Origin of the sequence: Burkholderia stagnalis, assembly GCF_039848545.1 — a bacterium.
Classification (GTDB): Bacteria; Pseudomonadota; Gammaproteobacteria; order Burkholderiales; family Burkholderiaceae; genus Burkholderia; species Burkholderia stagnalis.
Window position 1 is genome coordinate 61381 of sequence record NZ_CP156687.1, and the last position, 24190, is coordinate 85570.

The window sequence follows — 24190 nt, forward strand, 5'->3', positions numbered from 1 at the left end:
GGCGCGCACGCGCCGCCCGGCCTCAATACGCCATCCGCCCGCAACGCATCGCCTGATGCGTTGCGGGCGGATGCGCATTTCAATCGACGAGGGCGCATGCTCGCGCCCCTCCCGCACGACCGGTTTGCTTCGGCGCCGTCTCGATAGTCCGATGGACTGATCCCGTGAATCCGGCGAAACGCGCGGCTGAAATCGGCGTGATGAGCTTGCAATAGCGAGCCAATAGCCGGAGCAACGGGGCGAGCGTCGCGCACGACAGCGGCCCGTCACCCAGGATGCCGGGCGAGTCCAATACGAGGGCCAGCCCGGGCATATCTGCGCCGTCACGGCGCGCGTCGACGCGCAGAGCATCCGTGACAACGCGCGCGACCAGGGGCTGGTCCAGTTACGGGCGGGACTATGCGGAAACGCGCTTTTCCCGCCTCAAGCAGATCGACGCCGGCAATATCGGGAAGCTCGGTCTGGTCTGGTCCTGCAACCTGGAATCCACGTTCGGCGGGAGGGCACGCCCGTGGTCGCGGACGCGGAATGACCAGGCCGATTCTGGATGAGCGTCAACACGTCAGATCAAGAATTCGTTGTATGCATATGCATAAATCTTATTTGAAAAGATCTGATTGATTTTCTAGTATCAATCTGAGTATCGAGTCGGCGAATGATTTGAATAAGCAAAGTGGCTGATTATTTGATTTTGCTGAATTATGAATTTTCATCAGAACAGGCGGTGAAAAGCCATATTTCATGACGTAATTTCATGCGGGATGTTTGATTGATATATGGAATCGGTGATCCGGTTCCATGAAGTCGACCTGAGAGAAAGTTTTATAAAAATATTAATCAAAACGTGAAATTCGAGGGCGGGTGATGATCGAAGATTTCTTCCGTAATCGCGTGAACGCAAGGATCGATTCGCGCTTCCCGTTCCGCATGCTCGCGCTGCGGACGGCGTGGTTGCATCTTGAAACGCTGTGGCAGTCGTGGCTCGCGCATTCCACCTGCGACAGTCGTATTACGGAAACCCTCTATTTGCCTGATCCGGACCCAGGTTTGCCGCTATCGCGAGACACGATACCGCGCGGACGAACGGCTCACGCGTCGATTTCGCGGTTCCAGGCATCCTGATTCGTCGGGCAGACATCTTTCGATCACTCCGTATCGCAGCGCGATACGGAGATAAAGGGTTGATTCATGAGCGAAATAATCTCGTCATCTTCGGATGGCCGACTGGATGGCGCGCGCTCGACAATTGCGGAGTCGATTATTCGACACTTGCATGCGGAACCGGGCGCACCGATCCTCTGGCATGCGGGCGAGTGGATCGTCCGGAAAACGTTTCTCGATCACTTCGATGCCGGCGTTCGCCTTGTCGAATCGACCCGGTTGCCCGGTGGTTCGTTGATTTTCGTCGACGGCGAAAAGACGCCCGCCAATTTGGGCCTTATATTGGCCGCATGGATGCTCGGATACCCCGTATTCATCGCGTCGCCAAACTGGAGCAGCGATTACGTCGACAGGGTGATCCAGGCCACCGGCGCAATACCGGTCGATCGACCGGCGCATGCGGATGCCGATGCGCATTCGCCGCCTCCCGATCGGGTGACGGCCGGCGCGTCCGGCTTGCAACTCGCCACATCGGGAACCACCGGCGCGCCGAAGATCGTCAATCTCACCGCCGCCGCGATCGCCCATTTCGCCGATTGGGCGCGGAGCTATCTGAATCTTGGCCCGTTCACGCGCTCGCTCAGCTTCGCGCCGCTCAATTTCGACCTGAGCCTGCTCGAACTATGGGGCGTGCTCGCGGCCGGCGGAGCCGTGGTGCTCGCCGATGCGCATCAGTTGTCCAGGGACGGCTATCTGCGCGCCCTGGTCCGGGAGCAGCACGTCGACTTGCTGCAAGGCGTCGGGCATCTCTATCAATTGCTGCTCGGCCAGGATCGCGAACCGGATCCTCCGTTCGACAAGGTCGGCACCGCGATCTTCACCGGAGAAAAATTCTCGCCGGCCCAGGTGGCCCGTATCGCAACGCATTTCCCCAATGCGAGGTTGCTGAATGTCTACGGGTGCACCGAAACCAACGACAGCTTCGTCGAGGTTGTCGACATACCCCGGTTATCCGCGAGCGGTCGCGACTACATTCCGCTGGGGGCGGCGATAGCGGGCACGACGTTCGAGATCGATACGTCCAGTTCATCGAGCGACACGCCGCATCAAGGTGAGTTGCTGGTCAATACCCCGTTTCAATCGATCGGCTACAGCGACGCGCGCTTGACGGACGAGCGCTTCGTCCTGCATGCGGATGGCAAGGTCTATTTTCGCAGCGGCGATCTGGTGGTGCGTCACCCGGACGGCACGCTCGAATTGCTCGGACGGATCGACCATCAGATCAAGATTCACGGCGTGCGAATCAACACGCAGGAAGTGGAATCGATCCTGGCCGATCACCCGGCCGTGGACGCGGCGGTGGTGCTGGTGAAGGCGCCTCAAACGGACGAAGCCAGGCTCGTTGCCGTCGTCAACCTGAAGAACCGGTGGACGTGCTCGTCGCTCGAACTGCGCAAGCATTGCGCGACCCGCCTGCCGCGTACGTCGATTCCACGGGAGATCTGGATTTCCCGGCATGAACTGCCGAGAGGAAGCAACGGGAAATTCGACAGGAAGTCGATCTTGGCCAATTTGGGTAACTGACATGACAACCGAATCCACCATCAAGTCCTTCATTTGCGAAAAATTTTCGCCGGACATCGCTCCCGACGAGCTCGACGTCGATTACGACCTGCTGGAAAACGGCGTAATCAGCAGTCTGGAGCTGCTGCAATTCGTGTCGTGGATCGGAGAGAAATTCGATATTCCGGTAGACGATCTGAGCCTGACGCCGGAATCGTTCGGAAGCGTCAGGAAGGTGACGGAATTCATCGCCGTCCATTCCCGGAAAAGCGAAAACATTGCTTGAACAACGTCAAACAAGGAGTCAGACATGTTTTTACGCGACATTCAGGATACGCCCGCGGTGGAGTGGGGGAACGGCCAGAGCCGCCGGATGCTCACGCAATCCGACGAGATGGGATTCACGGTGTGCCACACGGTCGTCTATCGCGGCACGGACTCGAAGATTCAGTACCGCCGGCATCTGGAGGCCTGCTATTGCCTGTCGGGCTCCGGCAAGGTGATCAGCCGGGACGGCACCGTCAAGCTCGCGATCACGCCGGGAACGCTTTACGTGCTCAATCAGCACGATGCACACCATCTGGTGGCCGACGACAGCGACGATCTCGTGCTCATCAGCGTGTTCAACCCGCCATTGACCGGTAACGAGAAGCATCAACTGGATGAGAGCGGATTTTCTCAATACTGAGAATTTCAATCGATCGAGCCGAGTCACCTGACCATGCACTCATTGAACGACGCCAGCGACGCCAGCGCCTTCGGCGACGCGATATTGCGCAAGCTGGACGACAGCGCGCCATTGCTGCGGCAACGCGCGCCGCTGCAGACGGCAACGCCGGAATTCGCGTGGGAAAAATGGTTCGCCATTTCGAACGCGAAGGTGTTCCGATCGGTGTTGCCCGCCGCCCTCGGCGGTTGTTCCGCCAACCAGAGTTCGCTCATGCGCAGCGTGGAGCGTATCGGCTATTTGTCCGTCGATGCGGGGTTGAATTTTTCGGTCGCCACGCAGTTGGCCAGTTCGCTGATTCCCATTCATACCTGGGGCACGCCGCAGGCCAAGGCCAGATATCTGGATGGCCTGGCCTCGGGCGAGTTGATCGGCGCGCATGCGATCAGCGAGGAAACGGCCGGCTCGGACGTATTCGCGATGCAGACCACGGCGGTCGACGACGGAGACGACGTCGTGATCAACGGCGAAAAAACGTTCGTGACGAACGGGCCGCTGGCCGACCTGATCGTCGTCTACGCGAAGCGCCCTTCGGCGAGCCGCTTGAGTTCGCTGAGCGCGTTCGTCGTGGAAACCGGCACGCCGGGCGTGCAGCGCGGCTCGGCGCTGGCCAAGGTGGGCCTGCACGGCTCGCTCAACGGCACGCTCACGTTGCGCGATTGCCGGGTGCCGAAGGCCAATCTGATCGGCGGCGACGGCGGCGGATTCCATATTCTCGACAAGGTGATGAAGAAGGAAATCCTGCTGTGCTTCGTCATTTCGATCGGGGAGTCGCTGCGTCGTCTCGAGGAGACCATCGAATTCGCGAAGACGCGCCGGCAATTCGGTGCGCGCATCGCCAGCAACCAGGCCATCGCGCACAAGATTGCCGACATGCGAATCGGCTACGAGACGGCGCGCGCGCTGCTCTACCAGGCGGCGGCCAAGCTGGACAGCAAGCAGGATGCGACGATCGAGGTGGCGGCGGCGAAGATCGTCGCGAGCGACTATGCAATCGACAATGCGATCGCGGCCCTGCACGTGCGCGGCGGCGCCGGATATTTGCAGGATGCCGGCGCCGGAGAGGCGATCGCCGATACGCTCGCCGGCCCGATCTATTCCGGGACCAATGAAATTCAGCGCAACCGGATCGCCGTCGCGCTGGGGCTCTAGGTTCCGTTACATATGGAGCGCACCTGCGTTGCCGCGAGAACGGCCGCTCGCGAGCCGGTTCGTGACGGGTGGCGGCGTCGGTCAAGTCAATCAGTCTTCCGGGAGTCCTCATGAGCAGCTCAACGACTCGTTCCTTCGACGCGCTTCGTTTCCTCGAAGACAACGAGGTATTCGATTACAGGCACGCCTATTTCAGGCAGTACATCGACGAAAGGATCGGCAAGCAGACGGCGGACCGCCGCGATCGGTTGATCGACGTCTATTACCACGTGCGCGACAAGATCAGCTACGAGATCTTCGATACGCCGCTGTCGTCCGCCGGGCTCGCGTCGAGCAGCATCGTGCGCGCAGGCAGGGGATTCTGTCTTCACAAGTCGATTGCCTTCGTCAGCGCGGCGCGGCTCCTGCACATCCCCGCCCGGCTCAAGGCCGCGAAGGTGATCAATCATTTCGCGAGCCCGGGAATCATCGAACTGATGGGGGGAGCGGTGTTCCTGCACTGGTTCGCGGAAGTCTGGCTCGACGATAAATGGATCAAGGTCGCCCCGGTGTTCAACAAGCTGCTGTGCAGCCTGTACAAGGCCACGCCGCTGGAATTCGACGGACGGAACGATTCGATCCATCAGCCGTATGACGAAGCAGCCGGCACGAGCATGATCTTTCTCGAGCCGCCGCGGACCGTCGAGCCGGCGAACGCGGCCGAACTCATCGATCTCGTGCGTGCAGCGCACCCGCGGATGGCGCCGGAAAACGGCCATGTGTGCGCCGATCCTCGCCGTCGGCCCCGTGGCGCGGCGCATTTGCCCCCCTCGATTTCCGCAACCTCTGAACGGAGCGCGCTCAATGGCTAAGCAATTGCCGCATTTCTACGCGATATCGGAAGAAGTGCAAGACGCGCTGCATGAGCGCCGCCCGATCGTCGGCCTCGAATCGTCCGTCGTCACCGGCGGCAGCCGGCCATTCAATTACGACACCGCCAAGGCGGCCGAGCAGGTATTGCGCGACGCGGGGGCCGTGCCGGCGAGAATCGCGATACTCAAGGGACGCCTGCTGATCGGCGTCAACGATGCCGAACTCGACGAGCTCGCGTCCGGCAAGGTCAGGGGCAAGGCGAGCACGCGCGATCTGGCGTACGTGCTCGCCGCGCGGGAATCCGCCGGGACCACCGTATCCTCCAGCCTGGTGGCCTGCGCGCAGGTCGGCATCGAGACGTTCTCGGTCGCCGGCATCGGCGGCGTGCACTACGAGGCGCAGCAGACCTTCGACATATCGCCCGATCTGATTCAATTCGCGCGCACGCGGGTCGCAGTCGTATGCGCGGGCGCCAAATCGATGCTGGATCCGGCATTGACGCTGGAGGTTCTGGAAACGCTGGGCATCCCTGTCGTGGGGTATCGATGGAGCGATTTTCCCGGCTATTACACGCAAAGCACGACCCAGACGGTGCCGGTTCGACTGGACGAACTGTCCGATATCGCCTCGCTCGTTCGCACTCACTGGGCGCTCGACGGCGCGGGCGCGGTGCTCATCACGCATCCGATCGAAAAGGAATTCTCGATCGACAACGCGATCCTCGATCCATTGATTCGGGACGCCATCGCGCAGTGCAAGGCGCAAGGCATTACCGGGCAAGCCGTCACGCCGGCGATCCTGAAGATCATCGCCGCCGCGACCGATGGCAAAAGCAATCTCATCAACCGGGCGGTGCTGCTGTCCACCGCGCGCGTTGCCGCCGAATTCGCCGGTGTGCTGGCTCGAAGCCGTGTCGATCATGCGTGATGCAGCCGTGTTGTTCGATCTGGACGGTACGCTGCTCGATACGCCGGCGCTGATCGTTCGCGTATTCGAATCCGTTCTGAAACACCATGGATTGGCGTTCGACGCCGATCGGGCGAGGCGCACGATCGGCATCCCGTTGCAGCAGGCGTTCTCGCAATTGCTTCCGGCATCGGATGCCGCGTTGATCGAAACCTGCATGGGCGAGTACCGGTCGATCTTCAAGCGGGAGTCCGAAACATTCGCCGAGCACCTGCCGTTTCCCGAAGCGCGCCCGTTCATCGAGACGTTGAAGCGCTCCGGCGTCAAGATCGCCGCCGTCACGAGCAAGATCCAGGTCAGCGCGGAAGACATCCTCACCGCGACGCGCCTGCGCGAACTGTTCGATGGCGTCTTCGGTCACGACGCGGTCGAGCACGGCAAGCCTGCGCCGGATCTCGCGCTGCTGGCCGCGTCGAGCTTGCAGGTCGCGCCCCGGGACGCGCTCGTGATCGGCGACAGCACGGACGACCTGTTGATGGCCCGCGCGGCCGGCATCGACGCAATCGGCGTGGGCTGGGGCGTCTCGAGTCGCGCCGACTTCGCGGGCAAAGGTTTTCCCGAGCCCGTGGCCGACTGGGCGGGCCTGCGCAGCCGAACCGCCCGGTGGCTGTCCCCTATCCAACTTTCGGAGCACTGACACGATGAGCAGCGAAACTGTAGCCGACGTCTTTCCGAATCGCGGTCGCACGGTCACGCTATCCGTGCTTTCGTTCGCGCAATTCATGATCGCGCTCGACTACTCGATCATTTACGTCGCGCTGCCTGAAATAGCGAACGGGTTGCATATCGACGACAGCGTGTCGCAATGGATCGTGTCGTCGTATGGCCTGCTGTTCGCCGGCTTCCTGCTGGTCGGCGGCCGGATCTGCGACCGGTACGGTCCGGCCAGCGCGTTCGCCGTTTCGATCGCGATTTTCGGCGCGGCCTCGCTGTTGGGCGGCATCGCGCCGGACGGGACGTTCCTGCTGCTGGCGCGCGCGATTCAGGGCGTCAGCGCGGCCATCCTGCAGCCGGCGATCATTGCGCTGATCGCCGGCAATTTCCCGGAAGGCCGCGAGCGCGCGAGGGCGCTGTCGATCTGGGGGGCGGTCGGCGCATCCGGCCTGGTCGCGGGCGTGGTGCTCGGCGGCCTGCTCGCGCTGGTGTCGTGGCGGCTCATCTTCGTCATCAACGGCCCGGTCGCGCTCGCCTGCCTGCTGCTTGGCCAGAGGTATTTCGCCCGGAACACGGCCGCGCCGGACGCGGCCCGGATTCCACTGCTCGCGTCGCTCTTCGGAACGGTCGCCGTGCTCAGCTTCGTGCTCTGGCTGACGCTGCAGGCGGAATACGGCTGGACGCACCTGTGGACCCGCATCGTATTCACGGCGTCCGTCGTGCTGCTGGCGATCTTCGCGATCGCCGAGGCGAAGCTGCCGTTGCCGCTGATTCAACGCGACCTCCGCGCGATCCGGTCGCTGAAGCTCGGCTGCGCGGCGAGCGCGCTTTACATGGCGAGCGTCGGCTCGGAGTTCTTTCTCATTACGCTGTTGCTGCAGAAGCTCTACGGCTACGACGTATGGACCACCGGCCTGCTGTTCCTGCCGCTGTCGATCACGATCATTCTCGGCAACATGCTGGCCGAGCGCATCCTGCGCCGGTATGCGGCCGGCCGGGTACTCGCGTTCGGCTTCGTGCTGGGCGCGGCCGGGCTTCTGTATCTCGCGCTGCGGATCGGCTACCGCGATTACTGGCTCGACGTCTTTCCGGGGCTGCTGGTGAGCGGCCTGGGGCACGGCATCATCTACACGTCGAAATTCGTCGTCGGCATCAGGGGCATCACGGAGCAGCAGCAGGGCGCCGCGAGTTCGCTGATGGTCACCGCGCAGTACGGCAGCGGATCGATCGCACTCGCGCTGCTGGTCATCACGCTGGGAATCGGCGAGCCGGCGCACGCGTATGCCGCAGCCTTCGCGCTGACCGCGTTTTTCGCGATCCTGGGCGCCGGGGTGGCGATCCGCGACCGATCGGCTCCGGCGCCGCAGGAAGCCTCATGAGCGGCCTGCCGGCGCCGCGCGTCGCGCACACCGGATTCCACTCCCATCTGCCGCGCCTGGGCATCGTGGTCGTCGACAACGATCCGGTTCCCGAGATGGAAATCTGGCGGCAGGCCGCCGGCCGGCTGTCGATTCATACCGTGCGCTTCGCGCTGCCGCGACAGCCGGGCCAGATCTATCTGGGCTCCAGCGTCGACGAACTCGTCGACCGCGCCGGGCTGGGCGTCGCACTGGATACGCTGAGACGGATTCGCGTGGATGCCGCCTGTTTGTGCTTCACCAGCGCGAGCGTGTTCTCGGACGGCCGATTCGATGCGGCGTTCATCCGCGACGCGACGGCGCGCATCGGGTGCGCCGTCGCGACGACGTCCGCGCAGGCGCTGGTGCGCGGCCTGCTGAAGCGCCGCGCGCGTGCCCCCGCGTTGCTGATTCCGCCTTGGTATTCCGACGAAACCGTCGACGCGTTCGTGTCGTATTTCTCCCGGCACGATCTCGCGGTGGCCGTGCGCATTCCGTTTCGGCTGCCGTCGCGCTGGAACGACGTGCCGCGACAGGATCGCTTCGATCGCGGTGCGGTGTGGGACGTCGCCGCGGCCGACATCGTTGCGCAAGCGGAGCAGGCGCTCGTGCCGCATCGCCATGCGGTGGATGCGATCGTGGTTCCGGGCAGTGGATTTCCGTCGCTCGATGCCGTGAGCGCCGTCGAGCAGAGGCTGGGATTGCCGATGCTGTCCGCGAATTCGACGAGCCTCGAATGGTTCGTGGATTCGATCGAAAACCGCTTGTAGCGCTTATGGGAAGCAGGAGAAAGCCGATGACGCAAGTATTGCCGCCGACGCCGCCGCATTCCGGGCCGGCTGATCCGGGCGATGCCGATCTCGCGCATTTGCGCCGTTCGTTCGTCGTCGCGACGCACGCCGCGAAGCGGGGCAACGCGCCTTTCGGCGCCGTGGTCGCGTCGCCTTCGGGCGCCGTGCTGGTCGAAGCCGGCAACCGGGTGGGCGAGACGGGGGACTGTACCGCGCATGCGGAACTCGTCGCGGTGCGTATCGCTTCAGCGAAGTTCAGCCCCGCGGAATTGCGCAAGGCGACCATCTATGCGTCGGCGGAGCCGTGCGTGATGTGCAGCGGCGCGATCTATTGGTCGGGCATCCGGCGCATCGTCTACGGCATCGATGCCGTGAGCCTGAGGCGGCTTCACGGAGAGACGGCGAACGCAACGGACGTGGAACTGTCTCCCCGGCAGGTCTTCGCCGCGTCGCCTCATGACGCGCAAATCGTCGGGCCGCTGCTGGTCGACGAGGCCGCGCTGGTGCATCGCGCGCGTGCGGGAACGAAGCGTTCGTAGGCGCTTCGTCGCGTGTTTCCATTCGGCAGTCCATGCGAGGTAGACGATGATGAGGCGGCGAATTTTCATCCATCGCGCGCTGCGGATTTCCGGTGCGATCGGCGCAATCGGCGCGGTCGGCACGGCCCGCGCGTTGGGGTTCCAGCGTGGCGACGCGGTTTCGAATCGGCCGAGCTGGCCAGTGCAGGCGGCCGGCTATCAGGTCGCGGTCGATTACCGGTGGAATCTCCAAGCGCTGGCCTCCGGCATCTATGCGTCGAAATACGGCGACGACGGCTTCGTTGAATGGCGCGCCGACGCGGCGGGGCGCGTCATCCGCTTCGAATTGACCGACAGGGCGCGATATTGGGACGGTCGCCCGATCGCGTGCGCCGACATCGATTGGGCCTGGAACCGGATACGGCCGATCGTGACGTCGATGACGGGCGTTTCACCGGTGGTCCGGTTCGAATCGACCGCGGCTTCCGCGCGCAGCGCGTTCGATGTGATCGTCGATCGGCCGGGCGCGCCGGACTTCGTCGACACCCCGCTTCCGTTGCTGATACGCGGGATGTTCGAGGCGGCATAGGGCAGGGGCGACGCATGCGTCACTGCGCCGCCGCGCGACGGCGGCCGATCCGGCCGGCCGATGCCAGGATGCGTTCAGGCTATTCAACGGCTGCCTTGTCGCGTTGAGGAGGCGAGGCCGGCCGCCGACAGGCGGAGGCCGGCCTCGGAGGGCCGCCCGCGGTCACCGGGTTTTTGGCGTTTCCCTGGTGTTCGGCCCCGGATGATGAAAGCCGCATGTCAAAGACAGGCGCGAAAAGCCTTGCCGGCGTTGGCTCCCGGCACGCACGTCATCCAGAGTTAAATTATTTGTGAACCCTTGCCGCCCTGAAATTTTGCACAATGGCGGCAAGGCGGCATTCCGTCGCCATCCGACCCCGATGCGCCGCACGACGCCGCCGACCCGCCATGGACCACCCGAAACGCATCCTGATCGTCGAGGACGACGCCGACATCGCCGACGTGCTGAGCCTGCACCTGCGCGACGAGCGCTATGAAGTCGTGCACAGCGCCGACGGCGCCGAGGGCCTGCGCCTGCTCGAGCAGGGCAACTGGGACGCGCTGATCCTCGACCTGATGCTGCCCGGCGTCGACGGGCTCGAGATTTGCCGGCGCGCGCGCGCCATGCAGCGCTACACGCCGATCATCATCACCAGCGCGCGTTCGAGCGAGGTGCACCGGATCCTCGGCCTCGAACTCGGCGCGGACGACTACCTGGCCAAGCCGTTCTCGGTGCTCGAACTGGTCGCGCGGGTCAAGGCGCTGCTGCGCCGCGTCGACGCGCTCGCGCGCGATTCGCGGATCGACGCCGGCACGCTCGACATCGCCGGGCTGTCGATCGACCCGATCGCGCGCGAGGCGAGCGTGGACGGCGCGCGCATCGAGCTGACGCCGCGCGAATTCGACCTGCTGTATTTCTTCGCGCGGCATCCGGGCAAGGTGTTCTCGCGGATGGACCTGCTGAACGCCGTGTGGGGCTACCAGCACGAAGGCTACGAGCACACGGTCAATACCCACATCAACCGGCTGCGCGCGAAGATCGAGGCCGACCCGGCCGAGCCCGTGCGGATCCTCACCGTGTGGGGCCGCGGCTACAAGCTCGCCGCGCCGGACCAGCGGGACGCGTCATGAAGCTCACGCTCACGCAACGGCTGTCGCTCGTGTTCTCGGTGCTGCTGCTCGCGTGCTCCGGCGCGTCGGCGTGGCTGCAGATCCGCGCGAACGACATGCGCGAGATGGAAGTCGTGCAGGGCCTGTCGCGCGAGCTGGCCGCGCACATCGCGAACATCACGCCGCTGATGGACGCGAACGGGCTGCGCCCGGACGCGGTGCGCACGCTGTTCGGCCAGTTGATGGGCGTGAACCCGAGCGTCGAGGTGTACCTGCTCGACAGCGCGGGGCGGATCAAGGGCGATGACGCGCCGCCCGGGCACGTGAAGCGCGACCGCGTCGATCTCGTGCCGGTGCAGCGCTTCCTCGCGGGCGAGCCGCTGCCGATCCTCGGCGACGATCCGCGCAGCGCCGGCGGGCGCAAGATCTTCAGCGTCGCGCCGCTGCGCCGCGACGGGCAGCCGCCGTCGGGCTACATCTACGTGGTGCTGCTCGGCGAGGCGCACGACCGGCTCGCGGCGCGCTTCGACGCCGGCAACGTGCTGCGCACCACGCTGTGGTCGATGGCGCTCGTCGCGCTGCTCGGGCTGCTCGCGGGGCTCACCGCGTTCAGCTTCATCACGCGCCCGCTGCGCCGGCTGACGGAGGCGATGCGCCGCTTCGACGCGCACGGCGAGCCCGACACGCAGCCGCGCGTGCCGCGCCCGCCGCCCGGCCGGCGCGGCGACGACATCGCGGTGCTCGAATCGGCGTATGCGCAGATGGCCGACCGGATCGGCGAGCAATGGCGCGCGCTCACGCGCCAGGACCAGCAGCGCCGCGAGCTGATCGCGAACATCTCGCACGACCTGCGCACGCCGCTCACGTCGCTGCACGGCTATCTGGAAACGCTGTCGCTGAAGGCGGGCACGCTCGACGAGGCGGAGCGCCGGCGCTACCTGTCGATCGCGCTCGCGCAGAGCGCGAAGGTCGGCCGGCTCGCGCAGGCGCTATTCGAGCTTGCGCGGCTCGAATCGGGCGGCGTGCAGCCGGTGCCGGAGGATTTTTCGCTCGTCGATCTCGTGCAGGACGTGTTCCAGAAGTTCGAGCTGGCCGCGAAGGCGCGGCATATCACGCTGCATGCGCGGATCCCGCCGCGCGTGCCGAACGTGTCGGCGGATCTCGGCATGATCGAGCGCGTGCTGACCAACCTGCTCGACAACGCGTTGCGGCATACGCCCGAACAGGGCGAGATCGAGGTCGCGCTGGCGCCGCGCGACGGCAAGGTGGAGGTGACGGTGTCGGATACGGGCCCGGGGATTCCGCCGGCGCAGCGCGAGGGCCTGTTCCAGCGCCCGCAGCGGCCGATGAGCGCGGGCGGCGCGACGGTGAACGGCGGGCTCGGGCTGTTGATCGTGCACCGGATGCTGATGCTGCACGACAGCCGGATCCGGCTGGTCGACCGGGCGGGGCGGGGGGCGGTGTTCGAGTTTGCGCTGCCGGTCGCAAGCGGCGCGAACGAGGCGGCGAGCCGTTCCGGCGGCGCGCACTGAGATCCCTGCGCCGCGCCGCTTACGCGCTCCGTTTGCGCCGCACGTCGCTCGGCGTTTTGCCGGTCCAGCGCTTGAACGCGTGCCGGAACCCTACCGCGTCGCTGAAGCCGAGCGTCGCCGCGATGTCTTCGGTGCTGAGCGTGGTCGTGCTCAGGTAGTCGATCGCCAGCGCCTTGCGCACGCTCGTCAGCAGTTCGCTGTATGACGTGCCTTCGGCCTCGAGCTTGCGGCGCAGCGTGCGCGCGGTGATGCACAGCGTCTGCGCGATCGCGTCGAGGTCCGGGAACTGCCCCGGCAGGCGCGTCAGCTCCTGGTAGACGCGGCGCGTGACGCCCGACTGGGTGCGCAGTTCATCGAGCAGGCGCGCGCAGTGCGACGACACCTGCGCGGCGGTGATCGGGTTCGCGAGCTGCGGCGCGCGCGTGAGCCAGGCGGCGGGGTAGCTGAGCACGTTGCGCGGCTGATCGAACGCGAGCGGGCATTCGAGCGCGTCGGACAGCATGGCCGCGTGCGGCGGCTCCGGCTGCGTGAACTGCGCGCGCGCCGGCACGCACCACGCGCCCATCACGTCCTTGATGATCGTCACGTGCAGCGCGAACTGCATGTCGATCAGGAAGCGGTACAGCGGCTCGTCGAGACAGGTCAGCGGCATGGTTTCCGGATCGGGAAACAGCCACGACACCATGTCGTCCTGCACGACCCACCGGATCTCCAGCATGCGGTTCGCGATCTGGTGGTATTTGACGGCCGAGTCGAACGCGTGGGCCATCGATTCCGAGCACAGCATCGCGTAGCCGTACATCCCGTAGCTCGACGCGTGCAGCCGATGCCCGACCCGCACGCCGAGATCCGGTTTGCCGTATGCGCGGATCGCGTTGCTCGCGGCGGTCAGGAACTGCTGCGACGACGTGAGCGTGAACGGATCGACGACGGCGGCGGGATCGAGATCCGTCCCCGCCAGCACCGCACCGGCGTCGAGCCCCAGGTCCGACGCGACCTGCAGCAGGACGGCGAGCTTGGACGGCGAGAAGCACTTCTCGCGCAGCATGGCGGGTAGCGCGGCGTCGGGCGACCGATCGCCGGGGGGGCGTGTCCTGGCCGGTTTCAACGGCGCATCGCGCAGCATGAGTGAGTCCTGAGTCCGATTCGATACCGATTCCGGGTACGCGATTCTGCCCTCGAATGCGCCGGATCGCCACAGGGTTCACCCTGAGCGCGGCCGCCGCCCGTGGGCCGGGCCGCCCGCCGCGCATGGCGCCGGCGCTCCGCTTGGCTCGATGTCGACTACTTTCCCGCGTGTACGGGCGGGCGCGTCTCGCTGATCAACGCCAGAATTTTCTCGGTGACGAGTTCGGCCCATCGACGATATTGATTCGGCCCGGGATGGTACCGGTCGATTGCCATCTCGGCGGGATTCGCGGCCCACTCGAGCGACACGTAACGTCGCGCGGGATGGCGGTCGACCCAGCGCCGCAAAGCCCGATCGAGTCGAATGGCGTAGCGGCCGAGGTACCACCGCAGCGGATGCGGCGCGGCCGGCAGGATGCGCAACGGCGGCAGTCCTGTCACGACGATGCCGGCGGCGCCGGTGCGCAGCCCGAGATGATCGGCGAGCGCGATATAGTCGCGGATGAATTGCCCCGGCTTGCGCTGGGACGTGACGTCGTTCGTGCCGAGCGCCGTGACGAGGTAATCGGCCGGCCCGATCGTGCTGCACATCGACAGCTTCAACGCCTCGCCCGTATTGACGCCGGATTTCGCGATCAGCTGCCATTCGACCCGGCGGCCCGTGGCGCATGCCAGGAGCCGTGCAACCGGCTGCGCCAGTGCATGTTCCTGCTCGTCCACGCCCACGCCCGCCGCCGAAGAATCGCCGACCACCAGAATGCGCAGCGGCGCCGTCGCACCGTCATCCGCGCCCTCGCTCCCTTGACGGGGGCCGTTGGCCTCGGGCAGGCGCAGCGCGGTTCTGCGCAACCAACTTGCCTGGGCCAGCAAGATCGGGCCAAGCGCGTACTTGTATAGCGTCAGCATGGAGCAGGAAGATCGAGGTGATGCACCTTCGTAGTGAAGAATCGCGAGGAGGCTACGCGACTTCGTTCGGAAAGGCCAGCGTTGCCGCGATACCGGCCGGGCAGGGACGCCGATGACGCCGGTCGGCAGCATGTCGAGCGAGATCGTGCGTACGGCGGCCTGCGCCGACGACTGGGCGCTGCGTCGGACCGCGCGTTCCTTTGCCGCCGAACCATCGGTGGTCAGTCGGGCCCTCCCTTCGTCAACCGCGCAGGATCGCAGGTGTGCAAGATTCCAGGGCGCGCGCCGCGTTCCGAGGTCGGGGCGGCGAGCAGCGGATCGAGTCCTTGCGAACGACCCGCGTGTCCGTTTCGATCACCAATTCGGCCGCGCCGATCATTTGCAAAGCGCGGCCGGCGCGCGATAGTCGGCGCTTGACTGACGGCCCTCCCCGCCCGGGCGACGCGCGCCGGCCGTACAAGGATACCTACATCATGAAGAGACACTGGCTCGGGTCGTATGGCCCGATTCCCGCCGAGATCGACGCCGATCGCCTTCCCTCGATCAATGCGCTGCTGGACGACGCGATGCGCCGGTTCGCCGACAAGCCGGCGTTCCGCGCGTACGGGCGCACGCTCACCTACGCGGACGTCGACCGCCTGTCGACCGCGCTGGCCGCCTATCTGCAGCAGGTCGTCGGGGTCCGGAAGGGCGACCGCGTGGCCGTGATGCTGCCCAACGTGCTCGCGTTTCCGGTGGCGTTCGTCGCCGTCGCGAAGATCGGCGCGATCCAGGTCAACGTGAACCCGCTCTACACGGCGCGCGAGCTCGAGCACCAGCTCAACGACGCGGGCGTCGAGGTGGCCGTGGTGTGCGGCGGGTCGATGGGCACGTTCGCCGACGTGGTCGGCAATACGCGCATCCGCAGCGTGCTGAGCGTGGGCCGCGGCGATCTCGGCGTGCTCGACGCGCCGGCCGGCGTGTGCGAAGCGCTGCCGACCGGCTCGATCGCGCTCGCTCACGCGCTGGCCGCGGGCGAAACGCTCGCCTTCGAACCGGTCGCGCCGAGCGGCAGCGACCTGCTGCTGCTGCAGTACACGGGCGGCACCACCGGGCTGTCGAAGGGCGCCGCACTGTCGCACCGCAACCTCGTCGCGAACATCGAACAGTTCGCGGCGATCGTGCCCGACGCGCGGCAGCCGGGCGAAGAGGTCGTCGTCACCGCGATCCCGCTGTATCACATCTTCGCGCTGACGGTGAACTTCCTGTCCTACTTCGCGATCGGCGCGGAAAACTGGCTCGTCGCGAACCCGCGCGAGATCGATGGGTTCATCGACGTGCTGAAGGCCGCGCGGCCGACGGTGTTCGTCGGCGTCAACACGCTGTACGCGGGGCTCGCGGGCCATCCGCGCCTGAAGGAAGTCGACTGGTCGCGCCTGAAGCTCGCGGCCGGCGGCGGCGCGGCGGTGATCGACGTGATCTCGTCGCGCTGGAAGGCGGTGACGGGCACCTTCATCCGCGAAGGCTACGGCCTGTCGGAAACGTCGCCGGTGGTGTCGTTCAACCCGCATTACATCGACGCGTTCACGGGCTCCACGGGCCTGCCGCTGCCGTCCACCGACGTGGCGCTGCTCGACGATCAGGATCGCGAGGTCGCCATCGGCGAAGCCGGCGAGATCTGCGTGAAGGGGCCGCAGGTGATGGCCGGCTACTGGCAGCAGCCGGACGCGAACGCGCGCGCGTTCACCGCCGACGGCTATTTCCGCACCGGCGACATCGGCGTGTTCGACGACAAGGGGTTCCTGCGGATCGTCGACCGCAAGAAGGACATGGTCATCGTGTCGGGCTTCAACGTCTATCCGAACGAGGTGGAGGCGGTCGCGACCGCGTTCCCGGGCGTCGCCGAATGCGCGTGCATCGGCGTGCCGGACGAGCGCACGGGCGAGGCGGTCAAGCTGTTCGTGGTGGTGGCGCGCGACGCGTTCGTGGCCGAGGCGGACCTGATCGCGCATTGCCGCGCGAGCCTCGCGGCGTACAAGGTGCCCAAGCGCATCCGTTTCGTCGAGCAGCTGCCGAAATCGACGGTCGGCAAGATCCTGCGCCGGGAACTCGGCCACCTCGACTGATGGCGGCGCCGCGCCGGCGGCCCCGCGCGGATGGGCGGCCCGGGCTCGGCGCGGCCCGCGCGCGGCCGGTCAAGTACAATGCCAGCGATTCGTTGGACAGCTACGCCATGACCGGCACCGATTCGTTTTCTTCCCCGCCTGGCCGTGCGCTGCCTTCGCCGAGCGCGACGGTGCCGATTTCGCTCGTCAACGGCTTTCTCGCGAGCGCGGGCGTGCAGCGCGACGTGATCGAGCGGTATCTGCGGCAGGCCGGCATTCCGAGCGAACTGCAGGGCGAGCCGAACGCGCGCGTGACCGAGGAGCAGTTCTCGACGCTGTACCGCACGCTCGCGATCGATCTCGACGACGAGATGCCCGGCATCTTCTCGCGCCCGCTGCGCAGCGGCACGCTGAAGTTCCTGTGCCTCAGCCTGCTCGACGCGCGCAACCTCGAAACCGCGCTGCATCGTTTCGGGCAGTTCTTCCATATCCTCGTCGACGATTTCTTCGTCGATTCGAAGCGCGACGGCCTCGTCGGGCAGGTCGTGATCCGGCCGAACCCGGCCTTCGGCCCGATCGGCCCGCTCGGCCAGGAACTGATGCTGAAGCTCGTGCACGGCGTGTGCTCCTGGCTGATCGGCCAGACGATTCCGCTGCTGCAGGTCGAGTTCGCGTGCCCGCGGCCGCGTCACGCGGTCGATCACCTCTTCTACTTCTTCTCGGGGCCGGTGCAGTTCGACAGCAGCCGCACGCTGATGCGCTTCAGCGCCGATTATCTCGACGCGCCGATCCGGCAAAGCAAGCGCAACCTGCGCAAATTCCTCGCGCGCGCGCCCGGCGACTGGATCTTCGAATCGTTCAGCGAACAGCTCGTGTGCCACCGCGTGCGGCAGTATCTGTCGGGCGAACTGCCGAGCCTGCCGACGATCGAGGCGGCCGCCGACAGCCTGCACTGCTCGGTGCGCACGCTGAGCCGCCACCTGTCGGCCGAGGGCACGACGTTCCAGGTGCTGAAGGACGAGCTGCGGCGCGACATCGCGATCCAGCGGCTCACCGACACGAACGACACGATCGCGGCGATCGGCGCCGACCTCGGTTTCGACGATCCGAGCGCGTTTCATCGCGCGTTCCGGCACTGGACGGGCAGCACGCCCGGCACTTATCGGCGAAGCGCGTAGCGTCGCGGCGGCCGCTCGCCGCGTTCCCGATCGGCACGCAACGGGGCGTCGGATCGCGCGCGAAAACCGGCTTTCATCGGGAAAACAGCAGCGCCGCCGCGCGCTCCGATGCGGCCACGGCGTCGGTGGCCCACGCGCGCATCTGTTCGGCGTAACGGGCGACGGCATGCCGCGCGCTCGCGCTGCTCCCCGCGTGCTCGGCCAGCAGGGCTCCCAGCGCACCGGCGCCCTTGAGCGCGGTGTTGGCGCCTGCGCCGCCCGCGGGGCTCATCGCATGAATCGCATCGCCGAGCAGCGTGACGGGCCCGGCAGGCAGCGGCACGTCGGGTCGCCCGCGGCGAACGGGCTGCGCAGCCACGGCGGACGGCGGCGTGTCGCACAGCAGGCGCCGCAGGGCCGGGTGCCAGTGCCGCACGACCGGCTCGAGCGCGGCAGGCAAGCGGGGCGCGGCCGCGGACGGGCCGTCCAGTCCGAAACGGCTGCGCGGGCCGATCAGCGCCCAGTAGAAGTAGTCGTCCGGCTGCGAAAGCCGGCAATGCGGCACGGTGCTCGCCGCGCGCGCGGGCAGGTCGGCCTGGAAGCGCATGTCCTCGAGGACGGCGGTGCAGCCGTCCGCGAACACCACGCTGGTGCCGCCGCGCAGCATGGCTTCGTCGCCGGGCTGTAGCCGGGTCTTGCCGTAGACGCAGAGGCTGCCGGTGTCGTCCGGTGCGGCGGCAGGGGCAAGCTGCGACCGTATCGCGGAGTTGACGCCGTCGGCGCCCACCAATACGTCGCAATCGACGATGCCGCCGTGCGTGAACCGCGCTTGCACGCGTCCATCGGGCAGCGTCCGGTAGTGGTCGATCGCGTGGCCGAAATGGATATGGTGCTCGATGCCCGCCATCAGGATCTCGCGCAGGGTCAGCCGGTTGAGGCTCAGGTCGGCCGGGTCTTCCGGTTCCGAGGCGGGCGGATCCGGTTGCCAGCCGGCCGGCACGCGTCCGGCAGCGGGCGTGAGCCGGGGCGTCAGGAAGCGTGTGCCGGCCGTGCGCCGAGAGGCCGCCGCGCGGAACAGCGCGTAGAGCCCGGCGGGCAGGCTGGCGGCCAGCGCACGCTGGCCCGTCGCGTCGATGCGGATGCGGAAACCCTGCCGGCGGCTGTCGAGCGCGGGGTCGCGCTCGTACACGTCGAAGGCGATGCCGGCGCGTTTCAGTGCCTGGGCGACGCACAGGCCGCCGAGGCCCGCGCCGACGATGGCGACATGGATTGACTGCATGGAAACGTCTCCGAAAGTCGCGCCGGATGGCGCTGTCCGGCGCACAGTGTTGCGTGATCGCGATCGCGCACGATAACGGCATCTGGCCATCAAATGCCATAAACTGGCCAACATGAAAAAAGCCGCGGCGACCGAGACGACCTCCCCCGATTTCAGCGAGTGGCTGGACGGCCCCGCGCTGATCGCGCTGCGCGGCAACGACGATCCGGCGAGCGCCTTTCGTCTCGGCACGCGCGAGTACGACTGGCACGCGCATGCGCGCGGCCAGGTGCTCTGCGTGGAGGCAGGCTTGATTCATGTGCATACGCCGCACGGCGCGTGGCTGCTGCCGCCGCGCCGCGCCGGCTGGGTGCCGCCGGGTGTGCCGCACCGGGTGCGGGTCAGCGGCGCGCTGAGCGGCTGGGTGCTGCTGGCCGCGCCGGCGTTCTGCGCGGGCTTGCCGGCCCGGCCGTGCGTGATCGGCGTCAGCGAGGTGCTGCGGGCGCTGGCGTATCGCGCGATCGACTGGGACAAGCAGGCCGCGCTGGCACCCGAGCACGAACGGATGGCCGCGGTGATCCACGACGAGATCCGGCGCGCACCGCACGAGGCGCTGCATGTGCCGATGCCGGACGATCCGCGGCTGGCACGCGTGGCGCGGGCCGTCCTCGACGAACCCGGCAGCCCGCGCACGCTCGATGCGTGGGCGGCGTTCGGCGCGATGTCGCCGCGGACGCTGCGGCGGCTCATGGCGGCGGAGACGGGGCTGAGCTTCGCGCAGTGGCGCCAGCAGGCGCGGCTCGCGCATGGTCTCGACCTGCTCGCGCGCGGCCGGCCGGTCGCCGAGGTGTCGGACGCGCTGGGCTATGCGTCGCCCAGCAACTTCATCTTGATGTTCCGCAAGGCCCTCGGCGATTCGCCGGCGCACTATTTTTCCCGCCGGCCCGACGGGCAATCGGGCTGAGCACGCGGCATCGCGACCCGGCCCTTTGCCCGGATGCGCTTGCCGCGACGACGAAGACGACTGCCGGGCGGCCCTGCATCCCGTGGCCGGTTTTGTCAGTAGGTGGGCCGGATATGACAATGGAAATCCGGCTCCCGGGGGTTACGATTCGCCGGACGTCGCCGTTGGCTGGCCGATTTTGCCGTATCGGGCCGCATGGCGAACCCCTATCCCCGCCAGACTGGAAGATCGATCATGAGCTATACCGCCCCCGTCAAGGACATGCTGTTCGTGCTGAAGGAACTCGCCGGCATCGACGCCGTCGCGCAGTTGCCGGGCTTCGAGGATGCGGGTTTCGACACCGCGCAGGCCGTGCTCGACGAATCCGCGAAATTCTGCGGCGAGGTGCTGGCGCCGCTGAACGTCGAAGGCGATCGCAACCCGAGCAGCCTGAAGGACGGCGTCGTGACCGCGACGCCGGGCTTCAAGGAAGCGTTCCGCCAGTTCGTCGAAGGCGGCTGGCAAGGGCTGCAGCATCCGGCCGAATACGACGGCCAGGGCCTGCCGAAGCTGATCGCGACGCCGTGCATCGAGATGCTGAACGCGTCGAACCTGTCGTTCGCGCTGTGTCCGCTGTTGACCGACGGCGCGATCGAGGCGCTGCTGACCGCAGGCACCGAGGAGCAGAAGCAGCGCTACGTGCCGAAGCTGATCTCCGGCGAGTGGACCGGCACGATGAACCTGACCGAGCCGCAGGCGGGCTCCGACCTCGCGCTGGTGCGCTCGCGCGCCGAGCCGCAGGGCGACGGATCGTTCAAGGTGTTCGGCACCAAGATCTTCATCACGTGGGGCGAGCACGACATGGCGGACAACATCGTCCACCTGGTGCTGGCGCGCACGCCGAACGCGCCGGAAGGCGTGAAGGGCATTTCGCTGTTCATCGTGCCGAAGTTCCTGGTGAACGAGGACGGCTCGCTGGGCGCGCGCAACGACGTGCATTGCGTGTCGATCGAGCACAAGCTCGGCATCAAGGCGAGCCCGACCGCGGTGCTGCAGTACGGCGACCACGGCGGCGCGATCGGCTATCTGGTCGGCGAGGAGAATCGCGGGCTCGAGTACATGTTCATCATGATGAACGCGGCGCGCTTCGGGGTCGGGATGCAGGGGATCGGCGTGGCCGACCGCGCGTACCGGAAGGCGGCGGAATTCGCGAAGGAGCGCGTGCAGAGCCGGCCGGTCGATGGCTCGGCCAAGGAATCGGTGACGATCATCCACCACCCGGACGTGCGCCGGATGCTGGGCACGATGCGCGCGCTGACCGAAGGCGCGCGGGCGCTGTCGTACGTGGCGGCGGCGCACAGCGACGTTGCCCACCGCCATTCGGACGAGGCGACGCGTGCGCGTCACCAGGCAATCTACGAGTATCTGGTGCCGGTGGTGAAGGGCTGGAGCACGGAGATGGTGAACGACGTGGCGAGCCTGGGCGTGCAGGTGCACGGCGGGATGGGCTTCATCGAGGAGACGGGCGCGGCGCAGTACTACCGCGACGCGCGGATCCTGGCGATCTACGAAGGCACGACGGCGATCCAGGCGAACGACCTGGTGGGCCGCAAGACGGTGCGCGACGGCGGCGCGGTGGCGAAGGCGCTGATCGGCGAGATCGGTCAGACGGCTGAAGCGCTGGGCAAGCTCGACGGCGCGGCGGCGGCATCGACGAAGGCGCAGCTGGAGAAGGGCGCGCGGGCGCTGTCGGCGGTGGTCGATTACGTGGTGGCGAACACGAAGCGCGACCCGAACGCGGTGTTCGCGGGCAGCGTGCCGTACCTGAAGCTGGCGGGCGTGGTGCTGTGCGGGTGGCAGATGGGACGCGCGCTGGTGGCGGCGCACGCGAACCGCGCGAGCGACCCGGCGTTCTACGACGCGAAGATCGCGATCGCGCAGCACTATGCGGAACACGTGCTGGTGCAGGCGGAAGGGCTCGAAGCGTCGATCGTCGGCGCGAAGGGCGGCGACGGCGTGCTCGCGCTGACGGAAGACCAGTTCTGATCGGGCGATCGGAAACTGCGGCAGGAGGAGATTCGGCTTTGACCCAAGATGAACTGATCGCGCAATACGGCCCGCGCGAATCGATGGAATACGACGTCGTGATCGTCGGCGGCGGCCCGGCCGGGCTGTCGGCCGCGATCCGGCTCAAGCAGCTGGCTGCCGAGAAAGGCGCCGAGATCGGCGTGTGCGTGCTCGAGAAAGGCTCCGAGATCGGCGCGCACATCCTGTCGGGCGCGGTGATGGACCCGCGCGCGATCACCGAGCTGTTCCCCGACTGGAAGGAACGCGGCGCGCCGCTCGATGTCGAGGTGACGGAAGACCGTTTCCTGTTCCTGTCCGAGAAAGGCGCGGTCACCACGCCGAACTGGGCGCTGCCGGACAACTTCAAGAATCACGGCAACTACGTGATTTCGCTCGGCAACGTGACCCGCTGGCTCGGCCAGCAGGCCGAGGCGCTCGGCGTCGAGATCTTCCCGGGCTTCCCGGCCGCCGAGATCCTGTACAACGACGACGGCTCGGTGAAAGGCGTCGCGACCGGCAACATGGGCGTGGGCAAGGACGGCGAGCCGACCGAGAACTTCCAGCTCGGCATGGAGCTGCACGCGAAGTACACGCTGTTCGCCGAAGGCTGCCGCGGCCACCTCGGCCGCCAGCTGATCTCGAAGTTCAAGCTCGATGCGAACGCCGATCCGCAGGCGTACGGGATCGGCATCAAGGAACTGTGGGAAATCGATCCGGCCAAGCACAAGCCGGGCCTCGTGATCCACACGGCCGGCTGGCCGCTGAAGTCGGACACCTACGGCGGCTCGTTCCTGTATCACATGGACAACAACCAGGTGGTGGTCGGCTTCGTGGTCGGCCTCGGCTACACGAACCCGTACCTGTCGCCGTTCGAGGAATTCCAGCGCTACAAGACGCACCCGTCGATCCGCGCGTTTCTCGAAGGCGGCAAGCGCGTGTCGTACGGCGCGCGCGCGATCACCGCGGGCGGGCTGCTGTCGCTGCCGAAGACGGTGTTCCCGGGCGGCGCGCTGATCGGCGACGACGCGGGCTTCCTGAACGCGTCGCGCATCAAGGGCAGCCACGCGGCGATCAAGACCGGGATGCTGGCGGCCGACGCGGCCTTCGACGCGGTGCAGGCCGGCCGCCAGGGCGACGAGCTCAACGCGTATCCGGATGCCTTCAAGCAATCGTGGCTGTACAACGAGCTGTACCGCGCACGCAACTTCAAGCAGTGGATGGCGAAGGGGCTGTACCTCGGCACGCTGATGGTCGGCCTCGAGCAGAAGGTGATGGGCGGTAACGTGCCGTGGACGCTGCATCACAAGCATGCGGACCACGAGATGCTGAAGCCGGCGTCGCAGTGCGAGCCGATCGAGTACCCGAAGCCGGACGGCAAGCTGACGTTCGACCGGCTGTCGTCGGTGTTCATCTCGAACACGAACCACGAGGAAAACCAGCCGGCGCACCTGACGCTGAAGGATGCGAACGTGCCGGTGAACGTGAACCTGCGCACGTACGCGGGGCCGGAGGGGCGTTTCTGTCCGGCGGCGGTGTACGAGTTCGTGAAGAACGACGACGGCAGCGATCGGCTCGTGATCAACGCGCAGAACTGCGTGCACTGCAAGACCTGCGACATCAAGGACCCGACGCAGAACATCGTGTGGGTCACGCCGGAAGGCGGCGGCGGGCCGAATTACCCGAACATGTAACACGTGGCGCGTGTCCCTGCGCGCAC

At 66.7% G+C, this 24190-nt stretch carries 22 protein-coding genes; 19 read left to right on the plus strand and 3 right to left on the minus strand.

Annotation, left to right across the window (positions count from 1 at the left end):
• Positions 1 to 864: 864 nt before the first annotated feature.
• The 14 genes from ABFO07_RS31130 (at position 865) to ABFO07_RS31195 (ending at position 12930) form a co-directional block, all read left to right on the plus strand.
• A complete protein-coding gene (locus tag ABFO07_RS31130; RefSeq protein ID WP_124491286.1) occupies positions 865 to 1122 on the plus strand; it encodes a hypothetical protein in 258 nt (85 codons plus the stop codon).
• Between the two features lie 66 nt (positions 1123 to 1188).
• Positions 1189 to 2685 carry an AMP-binding protein gene (locus ABFO07_RS31135; RefSeq protein WP_347469856.1) on the plus strand — a complete coding sequence of 499 codons (1497 nt, stop codon included), beginning with the start codon at positions 1189 to 1191 and terminating at the stop codon, positions 2683 to 2685.
• A gap of 1 nt (position 2686) precedes the next feature.
• Positions 2687 to 2950 carry an acyl carrier protein gene (locus ABFO07_RS31140; protein ID WP_059558755.1) on the plus strand — a complete coding sequence of 88 codons (264 nt, stop codon included), beginning with the start codon at positions 2687 to 2689 and terminating at the stop codon, positions 2948 to 2950.
• 24 nt (positions 2951 to 2974) lie between these two features.
• A complete protein-coding gene (locus ABFO07_RS31145; RefSeq protein WP_059558752.1) occupies positions 2975 to 3352 on the plus strand; it encodes an ectoine synthase in 378 nt (125 codons plus the stop codon).
• A gap of 42 nt (positions 3353 to 3394) precedes the next feature.
• Positions 3395 to 4543, plus strand: a complete 1149-nt coding sequence (locus tag ABFO07_RS31150; RefSeq protein WP_059987842.1) for an acyl-CoA dehydrogenase family protein — start codon at positions 3395 to 3397, stop codon at positions 4541 to 4543.
• Between the two features lie 110 nt (positions 4544 to 4653).
• A complete protein-coding gene (locus ABFO07_RS31155) occupies positions 4654 to 5394 on the plus strand; it encodes a transglutaminase-like domain-containing protein (protein ID WP_059558743.1) in 741 nt (246 codons plus the stop codon).
• A complete protein-coding gene (locus tag ABFO07_RS31160; protein ID WP_059558740.1) occupies positions 5387 to 6322 on the plus strand; it encodes a pseudouridine-5'-phosphate glycosidase in 936 nt (311 codons plus the stop codon). The genes ABFO07_RS31155 and ABFO07_RS31160 overlap by 8 nt, the downstream gene beginning before the upstream one ends.
• A complete protein-coding gene (locus tag ABFO07_RS31165) occupies positions 6288 to 6998 on the plus strand; it encodes an HAD family hydrolase (RefSeq protein ID WP_196486824.1) in 711 nt (236 codons plus the stop codon). The genes ABFO07_RS31160 and ABFO07_RS31165 overlap by 35 nt, the downstream gene beginning before the upstream one ends.
• A gap of 4 nt (positions 6999 to 7002) precedes the next feature.
• A complete protein-coding gene (locus ABFO07_RS31170; protein WP_347469859.1) occupies positions 7003 to 8394 on the plus strand; it encodes an MFS transporter in 1392 nt (463 codons plus the stop codon).
• Positions 8391 to 9182, plus strand: a complete 792-nt coding sequence (locus ABFO07_RS31175) for a hypothetical protein (RefSeq protein ID WP_059802684.1) — start codon at positions 8391 to 8393, stop codon at positions 9180 to 9182. The genes ABFO07_RS31170 and ABFO07_RS31175 overlap by 4 nt, the downstream gene beginning before the upstream one ends.
• A 26-nt stretch (positions 9183 to 9208) precedes the next feature.
• Entirely contained in the window at positions 9209 to 9742 is a 534-nt protein-coding gene (locus ABFO07_RS31180) for a nucleoside deaminase (RefSeq protein WP_081063064.1), read from the plus strand.
• Positions 9743 to 9923: 181 nt separating this feature from the next.
• The gene (locus tag ABFO07_RS31185; RefSeq protein WP_322237710.1) at positions 9924 to 10310 is read left to right on the plus strand and encodes a hypothetical protein; all 387 of its coding nucleotides are present in this window, start codon (positions 9924 to 9926) and stop codon (positions 10308 to 10310) included.
• A 386-nt stretch (positions 10311 to 10696) separates the two neighbouring features.
• Positions 10697 to 11419 carry a response regulator transcription factor gene (locus ABFO07_RS31190; RefSeq protein ID WP_059892221.1) on the plus strand — a complete coding sequence of 241 codons (723 nt, stop codon included), beginning with the start codon at positions 10697 to 10699 and terminating at the stop codon, positions 11417 to 11419.
• Positions 11416 to 12930: a sensor histidine kinase gene (locus ABFO07_RS31195; RefSeq protein ID WP_347469860.1), complete on the plus strand. Its 1515-nt coding sequence runs from the start codon at positions 11416 to 11418 to the stop codon at positions 12928 to 12930. The genes ABFO07_RS31190 and ABFO07_RS31195 overlap by 4 nt, the downstream gene beginning before the upstream one ends.
• Before the next feature lie 19 nt (positions 12931 to 12949).
• Here ABFO07_RS31195 and ABFO07_RS31200 read toward each other — a convergent pair whose 3' ends face one another.
• Positions 12950 to 14056 (minus strand): AraC family transcriptional regulator, encoded by a 1107-nt coding sequence (locus ABFO07_RS31200; RefSeq protein ID WP_059802692.1) that lies wholly within the window; start codon positions 14054 to 14056, stop codon positions 12950 to 12952.
• A gap of 158 nt (positions 14057 to 14214) precedes the next feature.
• Positions 14215 to 14964: an SGNH/GDSL hydrolase family protein gene (locus ABFO07_RS31205; protein ID WP_347469862.1), complete on the minus strand. Its 750-nt coding sequence runs from the start codon at positions 14962 to 14964 to the stop codon at positions 14215 to 14217.
• Between the two features lie 470 nt (positions 14965 to 15434).
• Between ABFO07_RS31205 and ABFO07_RS31210 the strand changes: the two genes are divergently transcribed.
• Both ABFO07_RS31210 and ABFO07_RS31215 read left to right on the plus strand, forming a co-directional pair.
• Positions 15435 to 17069: an AMP-binding protein gene (locus tag ABFO07_RS31210; protein ID WP_059558929.1), complete on the plus strand. Its 1635-nt coding sequence runs from the start codon at positions 15435 to 15437 to the stop codon at positions 17067 to 17069.
• Complete coding sequence (locus tag ABFO07_RS31215) at positions 17069 to 18226, plus strand: AraC family transcriptional regulator (RefSeq protein ID WP_124518879.1); 1158 nt, start codon at positions 17069 to 17071, stop codon at positions 18224 to 18226. The genes ABFO07_RS31210 and ABFO07_RS31215 overlap by 1 nt, the downstream gene beginning before the upstream one ends.
• Positions 18227 to 18299: 73 nt before the next feature.
• On the opposite strand, the gene ABFO07_RS31220 is transcribed toward ABFO07_RS31215, so the two are convergent.
• Positions 18300 to 19484, minus strand: coding sequence for an FAD-dependent oxidoreductase (locus ABFO07_RS31220; RefSeq protein ID WP_347469863.1), 1185 nt, complete (start codon positions 19482 to 19484; stop codon positions 18300 to 18302).
• A 112-nt stretch (positions 19485 to 19596) separates the two neighbouring features.
• Between ABFO07_RS31220 and ABFO07_RS31225 the strand changes: the two genes are divergently transcribed.
• The 3 genes from ABFO07_RS31225 to ABFO07_RS31235 all read left to right on the plus strand — a co-directional run bounded on the left by ABFO07_RS31225 (position 19597) and on the right by ABFO07_RS31235 (position 24164).
• Positions 19597 to 20427 carry an AraC family transcriptional regulator gene (locus ABFO07_RS31225; protein WP_060013401.1) on the plus strand — a complete coding sequence of 277 codons (831 nt, stop codon included), beginning with the start codon at positions 19597 to 19599 and terminating at the stop codon, positions 20425 to 20427.
• 234 nt (positions 20428 to 20661) lie between these two features.
• Positions 20662 to 22452, plus strand: coding sequence for an acyl-CoA dehydrogenase (locus tag ABFO07_RS31230; protein ID WP_060371622.1), 1791 nt, complete (start codon positions 20662 to 20664; stop codon positions 22450 to 22452).
• A gap of 38 nt (positions 22453 to 22490) precedes the next feature.
• The gene (locus tag ABFO07_RS31235; protein ID WP_060017901.1) at positions 22491 to 24164 is read left to right on the plus strand and encodes an electron transfer flavoprotein-ubiquinone oxidoreductase; all 1674 of its coding nucleotides are present in this window, start codon (positions 22491 to 22493) and stop codon (positions 24162 to 24164) included.
• The last annotated feature ends 26 nt before the right edge of the window (positions 24165 to 24190 follow it).